Source organism: Halomonas sp. 18071143 (assembly GCF_019211725.1).
Taxonomy (GTDB): Bacteria; Pseudomonadota; Gammaproteobacteria; order Pseudomonadales; family Halomonadaceae; genus Vreelandella; species Vreelandella stevensii.
The window spans coordinates 2,913,327-2,931,884 of record NZ_CP078120.1; the positions used below are offsets into that span (position 1 = coordinate 2,913,327).

16 protein-coding genes are annotated in these 18,558 nt (G+C 60.4%); 7 read left to right on the top strand and 9 right to left on the bottom strand.

Translation table 11 applies throughout. From position 1 onward, the window contains the following. Positions 1-95: 95 nt before the first annotated feature. A complete protein-coding gene (gene cobA / locus KVY02_RS13740) occupies positions 96-986 on the bottom strand; it encodes a uroporphyrinogen-III C-methyltransferase (protein WP_081195447.1) in 891 nt (296 codons plus the stop codon). Continuing rightward, positions 946-3,660 carry a nitrate reductase gene (locus tag KVY02_RS13745; protein WP_218313718.1) on the bottom strand — a complete coding sequence of 905 codons (2,715 nt, stop codon included), beginning with the start codon at positions 3,658-3,660 and terminating at the stop codon, positions 946-948. Before KVY02_RS13745 ends, cobA begins: the two co-directional genes overlap by 41 nt. Between KVY02_RS13745 and KVY02_RS13750 the strand changes: the two genes are divergently transcribed. From KVY02_RS13750 to nirD, 4 genes are all read left to right on the top strand, one after another. After that, positions 3,659-4,129, top strand: coding sequence for a hypothetical protein (locus tag KVY02_RS13750; protein WP_218313719.1), 471 nt, complete (start codon positions 3,659-3,661; stop codon positions 4,127-4,129). The two genes, KVY02_RS13745 and KVY02_RS13750, sit on opposite strands and share 2 nt — an antisense overlap. Before the next feature lie 132 nt (positions 4,130-4,261). After that, the gene (locus KVY02_RS13755; RefSeq protein WP_218313720.1) at positions 4,262-5,557 is read left to right on the top strand and encodes an NAD(P)/FAD-dependent oxidoreductase; all 1,296 of its coding nucleotides are present in this window, start codon (positions 4,262-4,264) and stop codon (positions 5,555-5,557) included. A 2-nt stretch (positions 5,558-5,559) separates the two neighbouring features. Beyond that, positions 5,560-8,076, top strand: a complete 2,517-nt coding sequence (nirB, locus tag KVY02_RS13760; protein ID WP_218313721.1) for a nitrite reductase large subunit NirB — start codon at positions 5,560-5,562, stop codon at positions 8,074-8,076. Positions 8,077-8,145: 69 nt separating this feature from the next. Further along, complete coding sequence (nirD, locus tag KVY02_RS13765) at positions 8,146-8,532, top strand: nitrite reductase small subunit NirD (protein ID WP_040460920.1); 387 nt, start codon at positions 8,146-8,148, stop codon at positions 8,530-8,532. Between the two features lie 15 nt (positions 8,533-8,547). Here the strand turns inward: nirD and KVY02_RS13770 are convergent, their stop codons facing one another. Continuing rightward, complete coding sequence (locus KVY02_RS13770; protein ID WP_218313722.1) at positions 8,548-9,063, bottom strand: GNAT family N-acetyltransferase; 516 nt, start codon at positions 9,061-9,063, stop codon at positions 8,548-8,550. A 119-nt stretch (positions 9,064-9,182) separates the two neighbouring features. Here KVY02_RS13770 and KVY02_RS13775 point away from each other — a divergent pair, with 119 nt between their 5' ends. Further along, positions 9,183-10,118, top strand: coding sequence for a cation diffusion facilitator family transporter (locus KVY02_RS13775; RefSeq protein ID WP_081137784.1), 936 nt, complete (start codon positions 9,183-9,185; stop codon positions 10,116-10,118). Positions 10,119-10,193: 75 nt separating this feature from the next. On the opposite strand, the gene KVY02_RS13780 is transcribed toward KVY02_RS13775, so the two are convergent. From KVY02_RS13780 to KVY02_RS13795, 4 genes are all read right to left on the bottom strand, one after another. Then, on the bottom strand, positions 10,194-11,444 hold the full coding sequence (locus tag KVY02_RS13780) for a PQQ-dependent sugar dehydrogenase (RefSeq protein WP_218313723.1): 1,251 nt from the start codon (positions 11,442-11,444) through the stop codon (positions 10,194-10,196). A gap of 103 nt (positions 11,445-11,547) precedes the next feature. Further along, a complete protein-coding gene (locus KVY02_RS13785) occupies positions 11,548-12,324 on the bottom strand; it encodes a metallophosphoesterase family protein (protein WP_218313724.1) in 777 nt (258 codons plus the stop codon). 27 nt (positions 12,325-12,351) lie between these two features. Further along, on the bottom strand, positions 12,352-13,179 hold the full coding sequence (locus KVY02_RS13790; RefSeq protein WP_218313725.1) for an alpha/beta fold hydrolase: 828 nt from the start codon (positions 13,177-13,179) through the stop codon (positions 12,352-12,354). Positions 13,180-13,243: 64 nt separating this feature from the next. After that, entirely contained in the window at positions 13,244-14,956 is a 1,713-nt protein-coding gene (locus KVY02_RS13795; RefSeq protein WP_081137788.1) for a thiamine pyrophosphate-dependent enzyme, read from the bottom strand. Positions 14,957-15,108: 152 nt separating this feature from the next. Here KVY02_RS13795 and KVY02_RS18360 point away from each other — a divergent pair, with 152 nt between their 5' ends. Then, positions 15,109-15,240, top strand: a complete 132-nt coding sequence (locus tag KVY02_RS18360; protein ID WP_016914735.1) for a hypothetical protein — start codon at positions 15,109-15,111, stop codon at positions 15,238-15,240. A 726-nt stretch (positions 15,241-15,966) separates the two neighbouring features. Beyond that, positions 15,967-16,587 carry a M48 family metalloprotease gene (locus tag KVY02_RS13800; protein ID WP_081137790.1) on the top strand — a complete coding sequence of 207 codons (621 nt, stop codon included), beginning with the start codon at positions 15,967-15,969 and terminating at the stop codon, positions 16,585-16,587. A 99-nt stretch (positions 16,588-16,686) separates the two neighbouring features. Here KVY02_RS13800 and speG read toward each other — a convergent pair whose 3' ends face one another. Together speG and KVY02_RS13810 are read right to left on the bottom strand one after the other, a co-directional pair. Further along, a complete protein-coding gene (gene speG, locus KVY02_RS13805; protein ID WP_016914738.1) occupies positions 16,687-17,226 on the bottom strand; it encodes a spermidine N1-acetyltransferase in 540 nt (179 codons plus the stop codon). Between the two features lie 70 nt (positions 17,227-17,296). Next, a complete protein-coding gene (locus KVY02_RS13810) occupies positions 17,297-18,517 on the bottom strand; it encodes an NAD(P)/FAD-dependent oxidoreductase (protein WP_218313726.1) in 1,221 nt (406 codons plus the stop codon). Between the last annotated feature and the right edge of the window lie 41 nt (positions 18,518-18,558).

An 18,558-nucleotide genomic window follows, 5' to 3' on the forward strand; every position in this document is an offset into this window, starting at 1 on the left:
ACGTTTACCTATGTAAATTCCTTCGGACTTTCAAATGAGCATTGGCCCGCTTCTGGACAGAGAATCGGCAGGTTGGTTCCCTGGAGCGGCAATCGCTACTGGAAATGGCTGCTGGAAATGGCCGCTAAAGATGCGCCCCCCACCACCATGCTGACCACGCTGCCGACCATGATCAAGCAAGGCGATGGTAGCGGCTGGTCCCTCAATTGGTCTGGCATGCTCGCCAGGGTGCCGGTCAGCGATTGCTGGTCGGGCTGGCTGGCATTGGCGACCAACATGATGGGCCAGGAGTCTGGCAGTCCTGCCTGGCGCAAGCCGTGGCAAATGGTCTCCACCTTGGATAACCCCATATAGAACACCAGTGTTTCATCCTGTCGGGCCAGCGCTGCCCAGTCCGGGGTGCCACCTTCTCGGCACAGCTGCGCGGTAATGAAGCGCAGTTGCTGGGCATGACTGCGGTCGGTCAAAGGAATTCCCATCCCCGCTGCGGCTGCCGACGCGGCGGTAATGCCCGGTACGATGTGTGCCGGTAACGCGGCTTGCGCCAGCGCTGCCAGCTCTTCGCCCATGCGCCCGAACACGCCCGGGTCACCGCCTTTCAGGCGCACCACCGACTTGCCCGCCAGGGCCAGTGACACCAGCAAATGACCGATGTCGGCCTGTGGCACGCTGTGGTGGCCTCGGGCTTTCCCGACGTAGTAGCGCTCGGTGCCGGGGGGAATCAGCGCCAGCACGTCATCCCCGACCAGACGGTCGTAGACCACGGCATCGGCCTGCATCAATAACCGTGCCGCCTTCAGCGTCAACAGCTCGACGTCCCCGCTGCCAGCGCCCACCAGGTAGACCGTACCTGCCCGGCACTCGCCGCTGAGCGACAAGCGAACGTTCGTCATCGCGTCGTCTTGCAGCGGCGCCAAGGCCCGCAGGCCAAAACGCATGAGGGCCTCAGGCCATTTCTGGGTTAACTGCTTGGCGAGTGTGCGCATTCGGCCGCTCCTGTTCGAGTAACGCGTTTAATTCAGGGATACAGCTCCCGCACTGGGTGCCGCAGGCCAGCCGTGCGCCCAGCGCCTCGAGGCTGGTATCCCCTTGATGAATAGCCTTGACGATGCTGGCCTGCCCCACCTGATGGCAACTGCACACCACTGGGCCAGCATCCGCTGCGCCATCGTCACAGCCGGCCAGCAGGCGTCGCCGCTGAGCGTTGGAGAGGGCCGCATCGGTGAACCGTTCAGCCAACCAGGCAAGCCCTGGCAGCTCGTCAGGCGGCCCGACCATCAGCCACCAGCGCAGCTGCCCATTGATCACGCTGGCTGCTCGCAAGCGCCCCGTGGCGGCGTCTTCACACCATAGCGAGGCCGGGGTTCCACACCAGTGGGCGAGCGTGGCCAGCCAATCCTCCCTCGGCTGGCAGCCCGCCAGTTGCCAGCGCGTACAGCCTGGCAAGGGAATACGCGCCCAGTAATCGCTGTCGCACCACGCGGGCGACTCGTCTGCCTGGGCCACCAGTAAGGTGGCCTGCCAGGCGATGGGTAACCGACGCAGGGCCACGGCGCCCTGCTTGGATTCTGGCTGGCCCGAGACCGGGTCGGTGATGCCTTGCAGCAAGGCGCCACTGCGCCCCTGGCCCGTAAAGCAGTCGGTCCAGTGCATGGGCACGAACACCTCCCCCCGCCGCTGCCCGTGGGCAAGGCGCACACGCCCCCGGTACTCCCCCGTGGCCGCGCTCAACTGAGCCAGCGACTGCGCTTCGAGCCCATGCTCGGCGGCGTCCTCGGGATGCAGCTCGATGAAGGGTTCGGCGCGATGGTTCATCAAGCGAGGCGCACGGGCCGTGCGGGTCATGGTGTGCCACTGGTCGCGCATGCGGCCAGTGTTGAGGCGCAGCGGGTAGCGCTCGCAAAGCGCCTGCTGGGGCAAACGCGGATCGATCGGCAGCAGCCGTGCACGACCGTTGGGCGTGGCAAACTGGCCATCCACGAACAGCCGCGGCGTGCCGTGGGGCGCTTGCCGAGTGACCGGCCACTGAATGGGGGCCAGCGCATCATACGCCGCCTGGCCCAGGCCGCTCAGGCCTGAGATGTCGAACAGCCGCGCAGAGGCACCGCTATTTTCATAGCCGGAAAGCCGCGCATGCTCATCGAAGATTTCCCAGGGGTGGGCATAATCGAACGCTTCTGCGAACCCCAACCGCTTGGCCACCTCGCAGATGATCCACCAGTCGTGCTGCGCCTCGCCCGGCGGAGGCAGCATTCCCCGCTGGCGGGAAATGCGCCGCTCGGAGTTGGTGACCGTGCCATCCTTTTCCGACCAACCCGACGCGGGCAGCACGATATCGGCAAAGGGCAGCAGGTCGGTGTGGGCCACACACTCCGAAACGATGACCAGCGGGCACTTGGCCAGGGCGCGACGCACCTGTTCACCGTTCGGCAGACTCACTGCCGGGTTGGTGGCCATGACCCACAGCGCCGTGACTTCGCCACGCTCGATGGCCTCGAACAGCGCCACCGCCTTGTGGCCCGGCCCGTCAGGCAACGAAGCTGACAGGTGCTCCGTGGACCAGAAGCGGCTGACACGCTGGCGTGCCCCGGGCGTGTGGTAATCCATATGCGCCGCCAGCTGGTTCGCCAACCCGCCCACTTCGCGCCCGCCCATGGCATTGGGCTGGCCGGTGATCGAAAAGGGCCCAGCCCACGGCAGGCCAATCTTGCCGCCCGCCAGGTGGCAATTGATGATCGCATTGCACTTGTCGGTACCACTGGAGGATTGGTTGACGCCCTGAGAGTAGAGAGTGACCACATGCAGCTGGCTGGCAAACCAGTAGTAGAAGGTCTCCAGCCGCTCTTCATCGACGTCGCAGGCCTTCGCGACCGCTTGCAGGCTACCGGCGCTCTGCTGGGCGGCGGCCAGTGCCTGCTCGATACCTTCGGTGTGCCGCTGCAAATAGACGTCGTCCAGCTTCTGCTGGGCTGCCATCCAGGCCAGCAGCCCGTTGAACAGAAAGGCGTCGCTGCCTGGCGCGATGCCCAGGTACAGATCGGCGATATCACAGGTGTCCGTGACTCGCGGGTCCACCACCACCACACGCATCAGTGGATTACGCTCCTTGGCGACTTTCAGACGCTGATACAGCACAGGGTGATTCCAGGCCAGATTGGAGCCTACCAGCACCACCAGCTCGGCCTCTTCCAGGTCTTCATACTGGCAGGGCACGGCATCCGCCCCGAAGGCACGCTTGTAGCCCGCTACGGCCGACGCCATGCATAGCCGTGAGTTGGTATCCAGATGCGGGGTGCCGAGGAAGCCTTTGAACAGCTTGTTGGCGACATAGTAGTCTTCGGTCAGCAGCTGTCCTGACAGGTAGGCCGCCACGCAGCCATTGCCATGGGCACTGCGCTGGGCCTGCAGCCGCTCGGCCGTGGCGGTCAATGCCTGCTCCCAACTCACCTCACGGCCATCTACCCGAGGGCGCAGCAGTCGCCCATGGTGGCCCAGGGTTTCATGCAGCGCCGTGCCCTTGACGCATAACCGACCATGGTTGGCAGGGTGCCCGCGATCCCCTTCTACCGCCACAACGCGGCCGTTTTCCAGAGTAGCCGTCACTCCGCAGCCCACGCCACAGTAGGGGCAGGTGGTGTTGACCTGAGCGGTCGTTGGCATGGCATTTCCTCCCGCGCTAAAAAGCAAAAAGCGCCCAAGCCAGCCTCTCTCAAGAGGCTTGCCTGGACGCCGTTGTCACAGGGGCACGTCACGTGCCGTACTCATCAGTGGTTTGCTGCGTTTAGCGTTATTCGACGCGATTCGTCATTGTGCTGATTATGGGCAAATGTGCTGCAATGAGCCGTTGTTGGTTGTTACCTGGAGTACTGCAAGTATTGGCCCTATATTCCAAAAAACTCATAAATATCAGCAAAAACATAAACCTAAAGAAACCGCCTCTCACATTCTGTGCCTCCACAACACGCCAGCGAGCCTTTCGCTGGTGCAGAACCACTCCACAAGGCACCAAACCAGTGCAGCCATGGCCCATATCACGGTTAATGGGGCCGCTATTGATGACGTCAAGCAGTTGATTTTAAAAAACTATACTGCTCCAGCCATCGGCTGGCCGATTTTTTGCTGCTGCTAGCCATACGAGTTTACATCGCGCAGCCAATGGCGGTTGCGGCATGTAATTGAATCTGCCCATGGGCAACGACGCCCCTGACACCCTTCCTCGTGAAGGTCGTGTCAGGGGCGTTTTTAATTCACAGGAGCCACCATGGAAACGGTCTCTCGATGCACACCCAACGCGCATCTGGTGGTCATTGGCAACGGCATGGCCAGCCATCGACTGGTCGAAACGCTGCTGCGTCACCCGTCGCGCCCAACACGCATCACCGTGATCGGCGAGGAGCCGGTGCCTGCCTACAACCGCATCCTGCTGTCACCTCGGTTAGCCGGTGAACTGGAGCAGCAGGCCCTGACCCTGCAAGACCCAGAGGCCCTTGCCCGGCAAGGCGTGACCCTGCGCCTTGGCCAGCGCGTTGCGCAGATCGACCGTCAACGTCAGCGGGTCATCACTCACTCGGGGGATGCACTCTCCTATGACCGCCTGGTGATAGCCACCGGCTCCCGCTCGGCCATGCCCGACCTGCCGGGGGTCGCCCTGCGCGGCGTACACGGTTTTCGCACCCTCGAGGACGTCGCCACCCTGGAAGCCATTGCCCAGCGCGGTGGCCACGTGGTGGTGGTGGGCGGCGGCCTGCTGGGCCTGGAAGCCGCCGACGGCCTGCGCAAGCGCGGCGGCCCGGCACTGCGTGTCAGCCTGCTGCAGCGCAGTGAACGGCTGATGAACCGCCAACTGGATACCACCGCCGCCAAATTGCTGGAAACCACCTTGCGGGAACGGGGTATGACCTTTCATACCGGCGTGACGCTAACCGGCCTGCAAGATGACGGCCAGGGCCAGGTCTGTGCCGTAACGCTGGCCGACGGGCGCCAGCTGCCCGCCGATCACGTCATCATGGCAGCGGGGGTTTGCCCCAACAGCGCCCTTGGCCAGCAGGCGGGGCTGGCCTGCCAGCGGGCCATCCTCGTCGATGGCCACCTGACCACTTCCGACCCGCACATCTTTGCGCTGGGCGAGTGCTGCCAGTTCGAACAGCACACGTACGGGCTGGTGGAACCGATCTGGCGGCAGGTCGAGGTTCTGGCCGCCGTACTGTGCGGCGAAACGCCAGCCCATTATGCAGAAGCCCCCACGGCCACCAAGCTGAAGATCAGCGGCGTGCAGCTCTACGCGTTCGGGCCCACAGAGGCGGAACCACACCACGACACGCTGCACTACCTGGATCCTGAAAACGGCGACTACTGCCGCCTGCTGATGCATCAGGGACGCCTGGAGGGCGCCATTTTATACGGTGATACCCGGCACGGGCCCTGGTACTTCGAACAGGCGCTGGCCGCCACCGATCTCACTGCATGCCGCCACCTGCTGCTGTTTGGCGCAGCGGATGCCCAGGCCGTGCTGGCATCCCACGCATCTTCTTCATTCTCACACCGCGAGGCGGCTTAGCCATGTCTACTCAACATCCCCCACAGAAACTGATCATCGTCGGTAATGGCATGGTCGGTCACCATGTCGTCGAGCAGCTCGTCGACAGCGGTGCGCTGGCCACCTTCGAGGTGACGATCTTTGGCGAAGAGCGCCACCGTGCCTACGACCGGGTTCACCTTTCCGAGTACTTCAGCGGCCGAGATGCGCAGTCCCTCGCCCTGTGCGATGCCGATTATTACGCCACTCACGGCATTACCTTGCGCAGCGGCGAAGCCGTCACCGCCATCGACCGCGAGCAGCAAACGGTGCGCACCGCCCAGGGCGCCTACCCTTATGACCAGCTGATCCTGGCCACCGGCTCGTTTCCCTTCGTCCCCCCCATTCCCGGCAACGATCAGCCCGGCTGCCTGGTCTACCGTACTCTGGATGATCTGGACGCCATTCGCGCCGCCGCCCAGGACGCCACCAATGGCGTAGTGGTGGGCGGCGGCCTGCTGGGCCTGGAGGCCGCCAACGCGCTGCGCGGCCTGAATCTGGACACCGCCGTGGTGGAGTTTGCGCCCCGCCTGATGCCCATGCAGGTCGATAGCGAAGGCGGCGAGCTGCTGCGTGAAAAAATCGAGGCACTGGGGGTTCAGGTACTCACCGAACGGGCCACGCAGCGCATCGAGCCCGGCGACACCAGCCGCCTGCGCATGGTGTTTCAGGATGACAAGGTGCTGGAAACCGACCTCATCGTCTTCTCGGCCGGTATTCGCCCCCAGGATACGCTGGCCCGTGAGTGCGGCCTGCGTATCGGGGAGCGCGGCGGCGTGGTGATCGATGACCAGTGCCGCACCAGCGATCCCAACATTCTCGCCGTTGGCGAGGTGGCGCTGTGGAACCAGAGTATTTTTGGCCTCGTGGCGCCGGGCTACCAAATGGCCAAAACGGCGGTCTCGACGCTGACAGGCGGGGACGCCTGCTTTGGGGGCGCCGACATGAGCACCAAGCTCAAGCTGTTGGGCGTGGATGTCGGCTCTATCGGCGATGCCCACGGCACCCAGAATCCGGGAGCCCGCATGTTCCGCTACCTGGATCCCCTCACCCAGGTCTACCGCAAGCTGGTGGTCAGCAGCGATGGCAAGAAGCTGCTGGGGGCGATGCTGGTAGGCGATAACAGCGTGTACGACACCTTGCTGCAGTATTACGCCAACGGCATCCCGCTGCCCAAAGAGCCCGCTGCGCTGATTCTTCCTCAGCAAAGCGGCGCTGCCCCGGTACTTGGCCCGGATGCGCTGCCGGAAACGGCGATGATCTGCTCTTGCCATAACGTCACCAAAGGCCGTATTTGCAGCGCCATCGACGAGGGTGCCAGCGACCTGGCCAGCGTGAAAGGGGCCACCAAGGCCAGCACGGGCTGTGGCGGCTGCACTTCCCTGCTGAAAAGTGTCGTGGACCACGAGCTGACCGCCCGCGGTGTCGAGGTAGACACCTCGATCTGCGAACACTTCGCCCACACGCGCCAGGAGCTTTACGACCTCGTGCGCGTGGAAGGCATCAAGACGTTCAGCGAGCTGATGGCAAGGCACGGTAACGCCGATACCCACGGGTTGGGCTGCGACATATGCAAACCCGCCGTGGCGTCGATCCTCGCGTCCTGCTTCAACGAACCGATTACCGACGCTGCCCACGTGCCGCTGCAAGATACCAACGACACTTTCATGGCCAATATGCAGAAAAACGGTACCTATTCGGTGGTGCCGCGCATTGCGGGCGGTGAAATCACGCCTGACAAGCTGGTGGTATTGGGTCAAGTGGCCCAGAAATATCAGCTCTACACCAAAATCACCGGCGGCCAGCGTATCGACCTGTTCGGCGCCCGGCTGGAGGATCTGCCCGCCATCTGGGGTGAACTGATCGAAGCAGGGTTCGAGACCGGCCACGCGTACGGCAAATCCCTGCGAACCGTGAAGTCTTGCGTGGGCAGCACCTGGTGCCGCTACGGCGTTCAGGACAGCGTCGGCATGGCGATTCAGCTGGAGAACCGCTACAAGGGCCTACGCGCGCCGCACAAGATCAAGTTCGGCGTCTCCGGCTGCACCCGGGAGTGTGCGGAAGCCCAGAGCAAGGACATCGGTATCATCGCCACCGAGAACGGCTGGAACCTCTACGTGTGCGGCAATGGCGGCATGCGCCCACGTCACGCGGAACTCTTCGCCACGGACCTGGATGACGAACAGCTCTACCGCACCATCGACCGCTTGCTGATGTTCTACGTCCGCACAGCTGACCGCTTGCAGCGCACTTCGGTATGGCGTGAAAACCTGGAGGGCGGCCTGGACTACCTGAAAGACGTGATTCTGGAAGACAGCCTCGGCATCGGTGCTGAGCTGGAGCGCCAGATGCAGCACGTGGTGGACAGCTACCAGTGCGAGTGGGCCAACGCCATCAGCGACCCGGAAAAGCTCAAGCGCTTCCGCAGTTTCGTCAACGACCAGCGTCCCGACCCGTCGATCATCATGACTTCCGAGCGTGGCCAGCTGCGCCCCGTATAACTTCGCCCATCCGCCATGAGAATCGCCATGACCCCGACTGCACAGCACACAATGTCGAGTCCAGACACCATGTCGAATACAGACACCAGCACTGATATCAGCACCACTGCCAGCGCGAATACCTGGCAGCCATTGTGCACCAGGGCCGACCTGGTCGCTTTTTCAGGCGTGGCCGCCTGGCTGGACACGCCGGAAGGCCCCGCCCAGGTGGCGCTTTTCTACGTACCTGGCCACGAGCACGAACTCTACGCCCTGGACCACCGCGACCCCTTCTCAGGCGCCTATGTCATCGCCCGAGGTATCGTCGGCGACCTGCAGGGCAAGCCCGTCGTGGCCTCCCCGCTGTATAAACAGCACTTCCGCCTGGAGGATGGCCTGTGCGTGGAAGATGACACCATCAGGCTGCGTACCTGGCAGGTACGCTTCCAAGGGGAGGAGGTGTGGATAAAGGGGTAAGGTGAGCCACACGCTTCACCAACGGCGGCAAAACACCTGGCAATCCCGAGGGCTGCCCAATACGGTCGAGTAAGCCGTCAAACGCTGTTCCGCACGGAAACCCGTCTTCTCCAGCGCCCGCCTGGAGGCCGCGTTCTCCTCCGCCACGATGGCCTCCAGGCGGGTGATGCCATACAGGCAGCGGGCATCCTCGATCAGGCGGTGGAGCGCTTTATGGGCCAGCCCCTGACCGCAGGCCGCTTGCGCAATGCGATACCCGACGCGGGCTTGGCCGTTGTCGATATCTCGCAGATTTGCACGGCCCACGATTCTGCCGCGCCAACGGACGATCAAGGGGCTCATCCGCCGCTGAGCATGGAGCGCCAGACACTCGACGATGTGCTGAGCCACGCCTTGCGGCGTGTAAAAGCGCTCTGGACGCGCTTCGATATGCTGCTCGAACCAGACGCGCTCGGCTAGCTCGAAATGCAGCAAGTCGATTGCATCTTCTGGGGTGAGCAGATCAAAGGCCACGTCATGGGCATGTTGCATGAGTATCACCTTCCCTGGGGGCGTACGGGCAATTCCGCAAGAAATCGCTGACATTGCCGGCCAACCTGTTGCTATGCTTGCCAGCCTCTTGATTAGGTAGGCATGGGAGCCATCAGTTCATGAAAACAGAAGCCTCGACCCTGGCTTTTTCCGCCTTCATGGCCCTCTTGATCGGCTGTGCGGGCATCATCGCCACGCTGGCCTCGAATTCTCAAGCCATTCTGTTGGACGGCCTGTTCAACCTTATCTACTTTAGCGTAGCGCTGGTGACCATCAAGGTCAGTAAACTCGCCAGCCGTCCGGATAGCGAGTCGTACCCGTTCGGCTACAGCTACTTCGAGTCATTGGTTAATCTTTGCAAAGGTTTGCTGATTCTGGGCGTTTCCATCTTTGCCTTGGTCGATGCGGTGGCAGCACTGCTGACCGGGGGACGCGCCATTTCAGCAGGGCTGGCAGTTCTGTATGCCCTGTTTGCCACCGCGGCGTGCTCTTTGACGGCCTGGGTCATGCACCGCAGTCAAAAGCGTGTCAGCAGCCCGCTGGTGGCCGCCGACAAGCTCAACTGGGTGGTCAACAGCGTGATTTCAGGCGCCGTATTGGCTGCCTTTTGCCTGGTTCTGGTATTTGACCACCTGGGTTGGCAAACCCTGCTCCCGTATGTGGATTCGGTACTGGTCATTGCCGTTGTGGTGCTTTGCCTAGGCGTGCCGGTACGCATGGCCTCACAAGCGCTGGCCGAGCTACTAAACAAGACACCCGAGGAAAGCGTTGCTGCCCCCGTGCGCCAGGCGGTGGCCCGTGGCCTGGCAGACGTGGATACCGAGGAGGTTCGCGTGCGGATGGTACGCCCAGGTCGATTGCTGTACGTGATCGTGCACGTGGTGCTGCCAGAGCACCTGCCCAACCTGTCCTTGAAAACGCAGGACGCCCTGCGCCAACGCATCGACCAGGAGGTGCGTCGGCACTACTCCCCGGTGGTCTGCGATGTGGTCTTTACTTCCGATCACCGCTGGGCGGCGCCCTCCTGCGGCATGCTGATAGAAAAAGCGCGTTGAAGCACTCGCTCCATACCATGAAAGGCACCCGAGGGTGCCTTTCATGTACTTCTTCACTGTTTTAGCTTATCCGTATCAGGATTCGGGTTCGATGCGATACAGGCCGCCATCTTCCTCGTCGGTCAGCACGTAGAGGTAGCCGTCCGGCCCCTGGCGTACATCGCGAATACGGCCCAGCGTGTCCGCCAGCAATACTTCTTCATGGGTGACTTCGTTGTTGTCGTCCAGCACCAGCCGGTGCAGCTGCTCACGCTTGAGCGACCCTACGAACAGGCTATTCTGCCACTCACTGACGTCATCAGCGGTGTAGAACACCATGCCGGAAGGCGCCATCGACTCTTCCCACACGTGGGTGGGCGCGGTCACACCGGGCGCTTCGGTGCCCAGACCGATATGGGCATCGGTCGTATACTCAGTGCCGAAGGCCACCATGGGCCAACCGTAGTTGGCGCCCGCTTCGACACGGTAGAGCAAGTCGCCGCCGTTCGGGCCATGGTCTACCGCCCATAGCTCGCCCGTCTCAGGGTGCAAGGTGAGCCCCTGATTGTTGCGGTGGCCATAGGAGTAGATTTCAGGACGCAGGTTGCCGGGCTCGACCCCGATGAAGGGGTTATCCGGATGGGCGCCCCCCTCTTCCAGCAGGCGGATCATCTTGCCGCCCGGGTTGGTCAGGTCTTGCGGCAGGTTCTGCACGTTGCGGTCGCCGATGGGGAAAATGATCTCGCCGTTGCCCGGAAACGCGATGCGCGAGCCATAGTGAGCGCCCGGATGGGTGCGCGGCACTTGGGTATAGAGGGTTTCGAGATCGACCAGCTCGGCGCTGTCCGCATCGATACGCGCTCGGGCCACCGCCAAGCCGGTGCCGTAATCCGGCTCGTAGGTACTGAAGGCGCGGGGGTCACCAGGGCTGGAGAAGGTAAAATAGACCCAGCCATTCTCGTCATAATCAGGATGCACGGCCACGTCCAGCAAGCCGCCTTGATTGCCGCCCTCCGTGGCAGACTCCTCATCCTCGTCGATGTCCATCTTGGGCAAGTTACCCAGCTCGGTCACGCTGTCGCCATCGACCAGGTGCAGGCGTCCGGGACGCTCCGTCACCAGCATCCGTCCATCCGGCAGCCATGCCACCGCCCAAGGATGCTCCAGCCCACTCAACACCTGCGTGATGGTGAAGCGGGTCTCTTCACTTTCTACGCCGCTGGCGACTTCTTCATTGACCGCCCGGACATCGGCGTGCAGGGCGCTCGCGCTGCCCAGCAGCGCAAATGCGGCCGTCCAATGGGGTAGTTTGCCAACGGAAAGCGGAAATCGTCTCTGAGTCTTCATGCGGTGCTCCTTGCTTGAACCCAAAAAAGTTAAACATTAGCGTTATCACCGGTTCAGCCTAGAAGACCCTGGTAGAGGCAGCAACAATAGTTAGCAAGCGAATCTAAGAAGCACTATCCGCTATCGTGACCACCCACGCTGGCCGAAAAAGCGCCGGCAAAAACTCGTCGGGGTAACCGCCCGGATTGGCGATCACCCGCGTACCGGCGCACATCGTGTCTACTGGCTCATGCACATGCCCATGAATCCACAGATCCATCTTTCCCATCAAATGGGGAAGGTGGGAGGCAAAGGCAGGAGAGAGCGCATCCCCGAGATAGCGCTCTGGAATGCAGCGATGCAGAGGCGCGTGATGGCTAATGACTACGCGGCGCCCTTCAAAGGGTATGGCAAGCTCTTTCTCCAACCATGCCACAGCAGCAGCGTGCAACCGCTGACTGTCCTGGGGGGTGAACACCTCCTCTTCATCAAGTGTGATCACGCTAAAATCTGGCATATAGCGCTGAGCCTTGGTGTACGTCTCATGGGGGTCACGGGTAGGGTCATCGGCGTAAAGCGCAAAATCTGTCCATAATGTCGTGCCGTAAAAGCGTACGCCGCCCAGGTCGACACTGCGGTTATCCAGCAGCTCGATACCCTGGTTAGCTGCCTCTACCACAAGCGCTTCTGTCAACGTCGGCATGCAGGCACCATAAAATTCATGGTTACCCGGTACGTACAAAATGGGGAGGTCAGGAAACTGACTTCTGGCCCATGCAAGCCCTTCGGTATGACGATGAATATCGCCCGCCAACACCACTATGTCGGCCGCTACCTCCGGCAGTTCGCGCTGCCCTGCAAAGTGCTCCAGGTGTAAATCTGACAAGACTCTCAAGCGCATCCGTCTGCTCCTTTGTTGAATGCTCGCTCACGCATTCGTAACGGTTACTTCAAGCGTCAGGCGGGCGACAAACTCCTCGATCAAGGCCACTACCGTGGATTCTGCCTCACGATGGGGAACGTGGCCGACGCCTGGCAGGATGTCACAGTGGGCTGGGCCGTGGGTGTAGCGCGCAATGCGCTCTGGCTGGCGGTGGGAACCATATTCGTCTCGCTCGCCGTGCAGTACCAGGGTCGGGCACTGCACGCGCTCGAGTGCGGGCACCAGCGTCCACTCTGCAAAGTCGGGGTGCAGCCATGTGTCGATCCAGGCATCGAGCACCCAGCGCGCGTTGTCGCCATGGTACCTGGCTAGCCTGGCAAACTGGTCGGGCTGTTGAAACGCTTCCTTGGCCGCTTCGATACCCTGACGAGTGCGCGGTTCGTTGAACGCCTGCGCGGCGATCGTGATCAAGCCTCGGCAACGCTCCGGCTGTTGGCCTGCACAGTGAACGGCCATGCAGCCTCCTACGCTGTGCCCCAGGGCGATGAAGTGGGTAATTGCCAGCGCCTCCAGCAGTGCTGCAACCGCTTGCCGGTATTCGTCCTCGATGAAGGTATGGGGCGGTTTCGCCAATCGAGCGTCAGAACGCCCGAAACCCGCACGGTCGTAGGCAACGACTGGGTGCTGCGTGGCCTGGCAAAGGGCGGCGGGAAAGCTGCGCCATAGTTCCACACAGCCAAGCGAGTCGTGAAACAGCAGAATCGGCACCGCCGAGCGTGCATGGCGCGGCTGCCAGGTGCGGGTAAACAGACGACCGCTGGGGGTATCTACCCAGCGGTCATGAACGGTCACTGCATCCGAGTGTGAGGTCATGGCATGGCTCTTTGTGTTGTCAGTGTTGTGTGAGCTGCTGACAACATAGCATGCCACTGCCGTGCTAGCGCTTCAGGAAATTGCTTTTGACCAGATGCACCACATCATCCATCCGTCCGCTCAACACCGCCTTGGCCGAGTACAGCGCGGTCGAGGCGACCTGCCCTGCTTCTACCTTGGGCGGCATGACCAGCTCCATGGGGTTGACCACTACGTCCAGCAGCGCGGGGCCAGGTTGAGCCAGCCACTGGCTGATGGCCACGTCCAGCTCCGACTGCTGCTCTACCCGGCGCCCCCACAGCCCCATGGCCTTGGCTACTTCTCCAAAGTCGGGGTTCTGCAGCTCTGTGTAGCTATCCAACAGCCCCTCCACTTTCTGCTCCAGCTCCACGAAGCTCAGGGAGCTGTTGTTGTACACCACGATCTTGAGCGGGATTCGTTGCTGGACCAGGGTGAGTAAATCGCCCATGAGCATCGTCAGGCCACCATCGCCACACATGGCAATCACCTGGCGATGGGGGTAGGCCAACTGAATCCCCAAGGCCTGCGGGTAAGCGTTCGCCATGGTGCCATGCTGAAGGCTGGAGTGGGTGCGGCGGCCCTCCAGGGCACGGATATGGCGCAGCATCCACACGTTGACACTGCCGGTGTCTGCGGTCAGCACGGCGTTGTCGGCCGCGTGCCGGTCGATGGCCAGGGTCAGCTCTTGTGGGTGGATCGTATCGTTATCCCTGGTTTGATGAGCCGACTTTTCCAGCGACTTGGCATAACGCTTGCGGCATTTTTCCAGCCACCGGGTGTGCGTATTGGGTTGCACCACCTGGCACAGCGCTTCACAGGTGTCCCGAGTGCTGCCGACGATGCCCACATCCACCGGGTAACGTTTGCCTATCTGGGCGGGGTCCACATCTACCTGAAGAATACAGGCGCGCTCCGGGTAGAACTGGCTGAAGGCAAAATTGCATCCCAGCAGCAACAGCGTGTCGCACTCCGCGACGGCATGGTAGCCACCTTCCAGACCATATACGCCGGTCATGCCTACCTGATGAGGGTTATCGTACTCCATGAAGTCCTTGGCACGGGAGGTCCAGGCAATCGGCGCCTGGAGCTTTTCTGCCAGCGCCATGACCTGCTCGCGGGCGTCTTCACAGCCTGCGCCTGCAAAGATGGTGATATTGCCCCCCTTGTTGAGCTGCTCGACGGCGGGCACCAGCGCCTCGGCACTGGGGCGCACGGAGTAGCTGAAGCGGTGGGTACGGTAGCCCAGGGTGCTGTCGGGCGTTTGCGTCATGATATCGCCGGGCACGATCAACACCGCCACGCCGCGCTTGGTAAGAGCGGCCTGGGCCGCCAAGGCAGCCATGCGGCGCGCCTGCTCCGGCGATACCACGGTTTCACAAAACACGCTGTACTGCTGAAAAATGGCGCTCTGATCGACTTCCTGAGGAAACTGGCTGCCGGTTTCACCCAGTGATATCTGCGAGGCAATCAATACCACGGGGGAGCCATTACGGTGGGCATCGAACAGGCCATTGACAAAGTGCAGGCTGCCAGGCCCACAGGAACCGGCACATAGCGCCAGCTCCTGAGTGATATAAGCCTCTCCTCCTGCTGCAAAGCCGCCCGTTTCCTCATGGCGAACGCCTATCCATTCGATATCGCTCTGCCGGAGGGCATCGGTAAAGTGATTCAGCGTATCCCCTACCACGCCATAACAACGTTTGGCACCGGCGTCTTGCAGTGTTTCGACAATGATTTCAGCTACATTTGCGCTCATTTGCGACTCCTTTCGCGACGATGACATTTAGGCACTCCTTTCAGCCTAGCTGCTGTGACGTGGCTTTGCCGAATGGATGAACGCAAAGCAAATGCTGCATTGCAGCAAAAGCCGTCTATAATGAATAGGCGGTATCCCAAGAGGAGTACGCAATGACACTATCAACGGATCTAACGAACGAGGATACGGAAGTAGTCAACTTCTGGTGCCAATACGCACAGTGGCAGCAGGCCGCCAATGAAGCCGTCAGTGCTTATGTCGATCAGCGTCAGTCCGATCAGTAGCACGCGGCCTCCCGGCTTTTCTGTATTTCTCTCCCTCCCTTAGACGAAAAGATAACACCCCAAGCCGACATGACCTGTCGGCTTCTTTTTCTATGAAAACCTTTTCCATTCAGTAAAATAGGAGCATTTCAGACTGACATGTAAGCAATCGCTTACGGGCTATGGCAAAACACCTACACCCTTTGGACTAGCCAGCTCGTTCAAAAGCGAATAATATTCATATCACAGCTAACTTGCTGCAACGCACAACGTAGGCTGTGTATAACAAAAACGACTCATTAACCTCTGCTCCAGGAGTAAGTGCCATGCCGACTACCCGTAGCCAAGCCAACCCCGATGTCATGGAAGTATGGGCAACCCGCGCACTGCAACAGCGTGCCGCCTTCGATGCCCTGGCCGACTATATGCGCCAGCAATAACCCTTGCCATACGGCTACCCAAAACGCTCCGCCAGTGCGTATATATAGATACGTCGCACGGGAGCGTTTTCTTTTTATCGAACACTCCTTTTTCTTATCATCAGCACGTTGCTCGTGACACCTCTTTATTCATTGTGAACGTTTGATCGTCAGGTTCATTGACCTGTTATGAATTCGCACAGAGCAAAATAAAGATGGCTTTGGGTAGAGACACATCAAAAATTCATTTAACATTACCTCGCTTTAAACAGCAGTAAGCATTATGCAAACTGGAATAGTCATATAAAAGAAGGAACGACAGGCCACCATGTCGGATCAGCAAATGCAGCAAATCGGCGATCAAACGATTGCGCAATTGGATGCTGAAAACCAGGTGGCTCCTGGCGATAGTGAGTACGCGCAGCGTTTGGCTAATCTCACTCAAGGTTGGGAAACCGTCGATGGCAGCACGCTGGAATATGACGTTTACTTGCGTGATGAAATCAACGCCTTTGCGGTGCCCAACGGCGCTATCCGGCTTTACAGCGGTTTGATGGATGAAATGAGCGACGAAGAAGTACAGTACGTGATTGCTCATGAAATTGGCCATGTGGTGCTCGGCCACTCCAGGCGCGCCTTTCAAGTCGCCTATGCCGCCTCAGCCGCGCGTGAAGCAGCTGCCGCAAGCGGCAGCACCACCGCAGCGGCACTCTCCAGTTCCGAGCTGGGTGCGCTGGGTGAGAAACTCGTCAATGCTCAGTTCTCCCAGCGCCAGGAAAACGAAGCCGATGACTTCGCCCTGGAACTCATGCGCCGCCACGACCTGAATACAGAAGCCTCCGTTTCAGCGCTGCGCAAGCTCGAGGCCAAGTATGGCAATAGCCGTAGCGTCTTCTCCAGCCACCCCGCTGCCGGTGATCGCGCCGACCGCCTGGAAGCCCAGCTCTAATGTAGCTTGGCCACGAGACGCGGCAAATTTGATCGTTACTGGTTTGATCGTTACTGGGCAGCCTATGCCTGGTAACGATCATGGAGGCCGAGTTCTGGCTCAATCCTTCGGTTGTTGCGCTTCGAGTTCGGCCAGATAGCGCTCTTGCAAGATATACATACGCTTTACATCGCGATATTTGCCATTGATGAAAAACTCCTGCACCAAATGCCCCTCTTCTATAAAACCGCTTTCCTCGTATAAGTGAATGGCCTTGACATTCTCTACCGCGACGATCAGATAGACCTTGTGCAAGTTCAATATGGTGAAAGAGTAGTGTAGCGCTTGCCGTATCAGCGAACGTGCGAACCCTTTGCCCTGATGCTCTGGCGTAATGATGATCTGAAACTCGGCGCTACGGTGGATGTAATCGATTTCGATCAACTCCACCAGGCCAATCGCACTACCACTACTGTCTTCGGCAACGAAACGGCGCTCTGCGTTATCGTGAATATGCTTGTTATAGAGCTCTTCCAGCTCATCGAAGGACTCGTAGGGCTCTTCGAACCAGTACGACATGATGCTCTGGTTATTATTCAACTCATGCACGAAACGCAGGTCGTTGCGCTCCAGCGCCCTTAGATACAGTACGGGGCTCATGATAAGTGTCTCATTCAATCGCATTGACTCAGTGGGTTACCGGGCTTTGTCTGGTGGGTGAGCGATAAGTTCAGCGTGCCCGCTGGCGCCGTTCGAAAGAAAACAGGTCGCTCAGCGGATGCCGCTTGCCTTCGAGATGGGCTCTCAAGAGATGTGCACCTATCATGCTGTACGTAATACCATTTCCGCCATAGGCCATGGCAAAGTGCACGTTCGGCCCCAGCGCCTCATGGGTCCCGAAATAAGGCAGCCCGTCCTCGGTTTCAGCAAAGGTACCCCCCCAACTGAAGGCAGGCGTCATACGCAGAGAAGGCCATAACGAGAAGACCCTTTCAGCCAGCGATGCCGCTTTTTCAAGCACCCGCGCGTCCCTGCGCTCAGGAAGATCCTCCTCGTCATCTTCACCGCCCACCAGCAAACGCCCATCATGGGTGGAGCGCAAATAGAGGTAGGGGCGCGCTGATTCCCAGACCATGGTATCGCGAAGCTTGCCGAGCATGCCGACTGGCAAAGGGTCGGTGACGAACGCGTAACTGCTGCGGTTGCTGGCGACCGACTCTGGCAGCCATGTCTGGCTTTCATAACCGGCCGCAATGATCACCTGCTGACAGCCTACCAGGGCGCCGTTGCGCAAACGAACCCCCATGGTCGCCCCGTCTGCCTCCAACGACTCTACCGCGGTTCGATCGTATACGTGCCCACCTCTGGCAACGACCTCATCAAGCAGTTGGTAAGCCATGCGGTAAGGGTCCACGGTAGCCGCCAGATGCGAGAGGATACCGCCGGATGCGCTAAAGCCATACGCTTCCTGCAACTGCTCGGGCGAACACCACTGCACATCGAACCCCCACCGCTTGCGAATGGCAAACTCGTCCCGAAGAGAAGAGAGATGGCCCGCTTCACTGGCAAAATAAAGGCTCTGTTGGCGACGAAAGGCGATATCGCCCAGCTCTGCCGCACGGGCGGCCAATGCATGAACCGCCTCGGCACACCCTTGATAGGCCATGACGGCACTCGCTTCACCGTATTGCTGCGCCAGGTGGTACAAGTGTGTATCGATTTCGTACTGCAACAGCGCCGTACTGGCCGCCGTGCTGCCCCACCCCACGTCACGACGCTCGAGGACGGCCACGTCATGCCCATGGCGTGTCAGCTCGTCGGCGATCAACGCCCCGGTGATACCGCCGCCGATGATGGCTATGTTTACCTGAAGATCATGGGTAAGCTGAGGATAACGGGTCAACAAGCCATTGCTGACCGTCCAGAAGGGGTAGCCACTTTTAAGATCCATTTTTTCGCCTATGCTGGGTGATCCTGTCACCCATTAACCAT

Bases quoted from the DNA above. Each gene is read 5' to 3' on its own strand.
- KVY02_RS13810 (WP_218313726.1), bottom strand. From the start codon at position 18,517: ATGGATCTTAAAAGTGGCTACCCCTTCTGGACGGTCAGCAATGGCTTG.
- KVY02_RS13755 (WP_218313720.1), top strand. From the start codon at position 4,262: ATGGAAACGGTCTCTCGATGCACACCCAACGCGCATCTGGTGGTCATT.
- KVY02_RS13745 (WP_218313718.1), bottom strand. From the start codon at position 3,660: ATGCCAACGACCGCTCAGGTCAACACCACCTGCCCCTACTGTGGCGTG.
- KVY02_RS13795 (WP_081137788.1), bottom strand. From the start codon at position 14,956: ATGAGCGCAAATGTAGCTGAAATCATTGTCGAAACACTGCAAGACGCC.
- KVY02_RS13790 (WP_218313725.1), bottom strand. From the start codon at position 13,179: ATGACCTCACACTCGGATGCAGTGACCGTTCATGACCGCTGGGTAGAT.
- KVY02_RS18360 (WP_016914735.1), top strand. From the start codon at position 15,109: ATGACACTATCAACGGATCTAACGAACGAGGATACGGAAGTAGTCAAC.
- KVY02_RS13780 (WP_218313723.1), bottom strand. From the start codon at position 11,444: ATGAAGACTCAGAGACGATTTCCGCTTTCCGTTGGCAAACTACCCCAT.
- speG (WP_016914738.1), bottom strand. From the start codon at position 17,226: ATGAGCCCCGTACTGTATCTAAGGGCGCTGGAGCGCAACGACCTGCGT.
- nirD (WP_040460920.1), top strand. From the start codon at position 8,146: ATGTCGAATACAGACACCAGCACTGATATCAGCACCACTGCCAGCGCG.
- cobA (WP_081195447.1), bottom strand. From the start codon at position 986: ATGCGCACACTCGCCAAGCAGTTAACCCAGAAATGGCCTGAGGCCCTC.
- KVY02_RS13775 (WP_081137784.1), top strand. From the start codon at position 9,183: ATGAAAACAGAAGCCTCGACCCTGGCTTTTTCCGCCTTCATGGCCCTC.
- KVY02_RS13785 (WP_218313724.1), bottom strand. From the start codon at position 12,324: ATGCGCTTGAGAGTCTTGTCAGATTTACACCTGGAGCACTTTGCAGGG.
- KVY02_RS13800 (WP_081137790.1), top strand. From the start codon at position 15,967: ATGTCGGATCAGCAAATGCAGCAAATCGGCGATCAAACGATTGCGCAA.
- KVY02_RS13770 (WP_218313722.1), bottom strand. From the start codon at position 9,063: ATGCAACATGCCCATGACGTGGCCTTTGATCTGCTCACCCCAGAAGAT.
- KVY02_RS13750 (WP_218313719.1), top strand. From the start codon at position 3,659: ATGGCATTTCCTCCCGCGCTAAAAAGCAAAAAGCGCCCAAGCCAGCCT.
- nirB (WP_218313721.1), top strand. From the start codon at position 5,560: ATGTCTACTCAACATCCCCCACAGAAACTGATCATCGTCGGTAATGGC.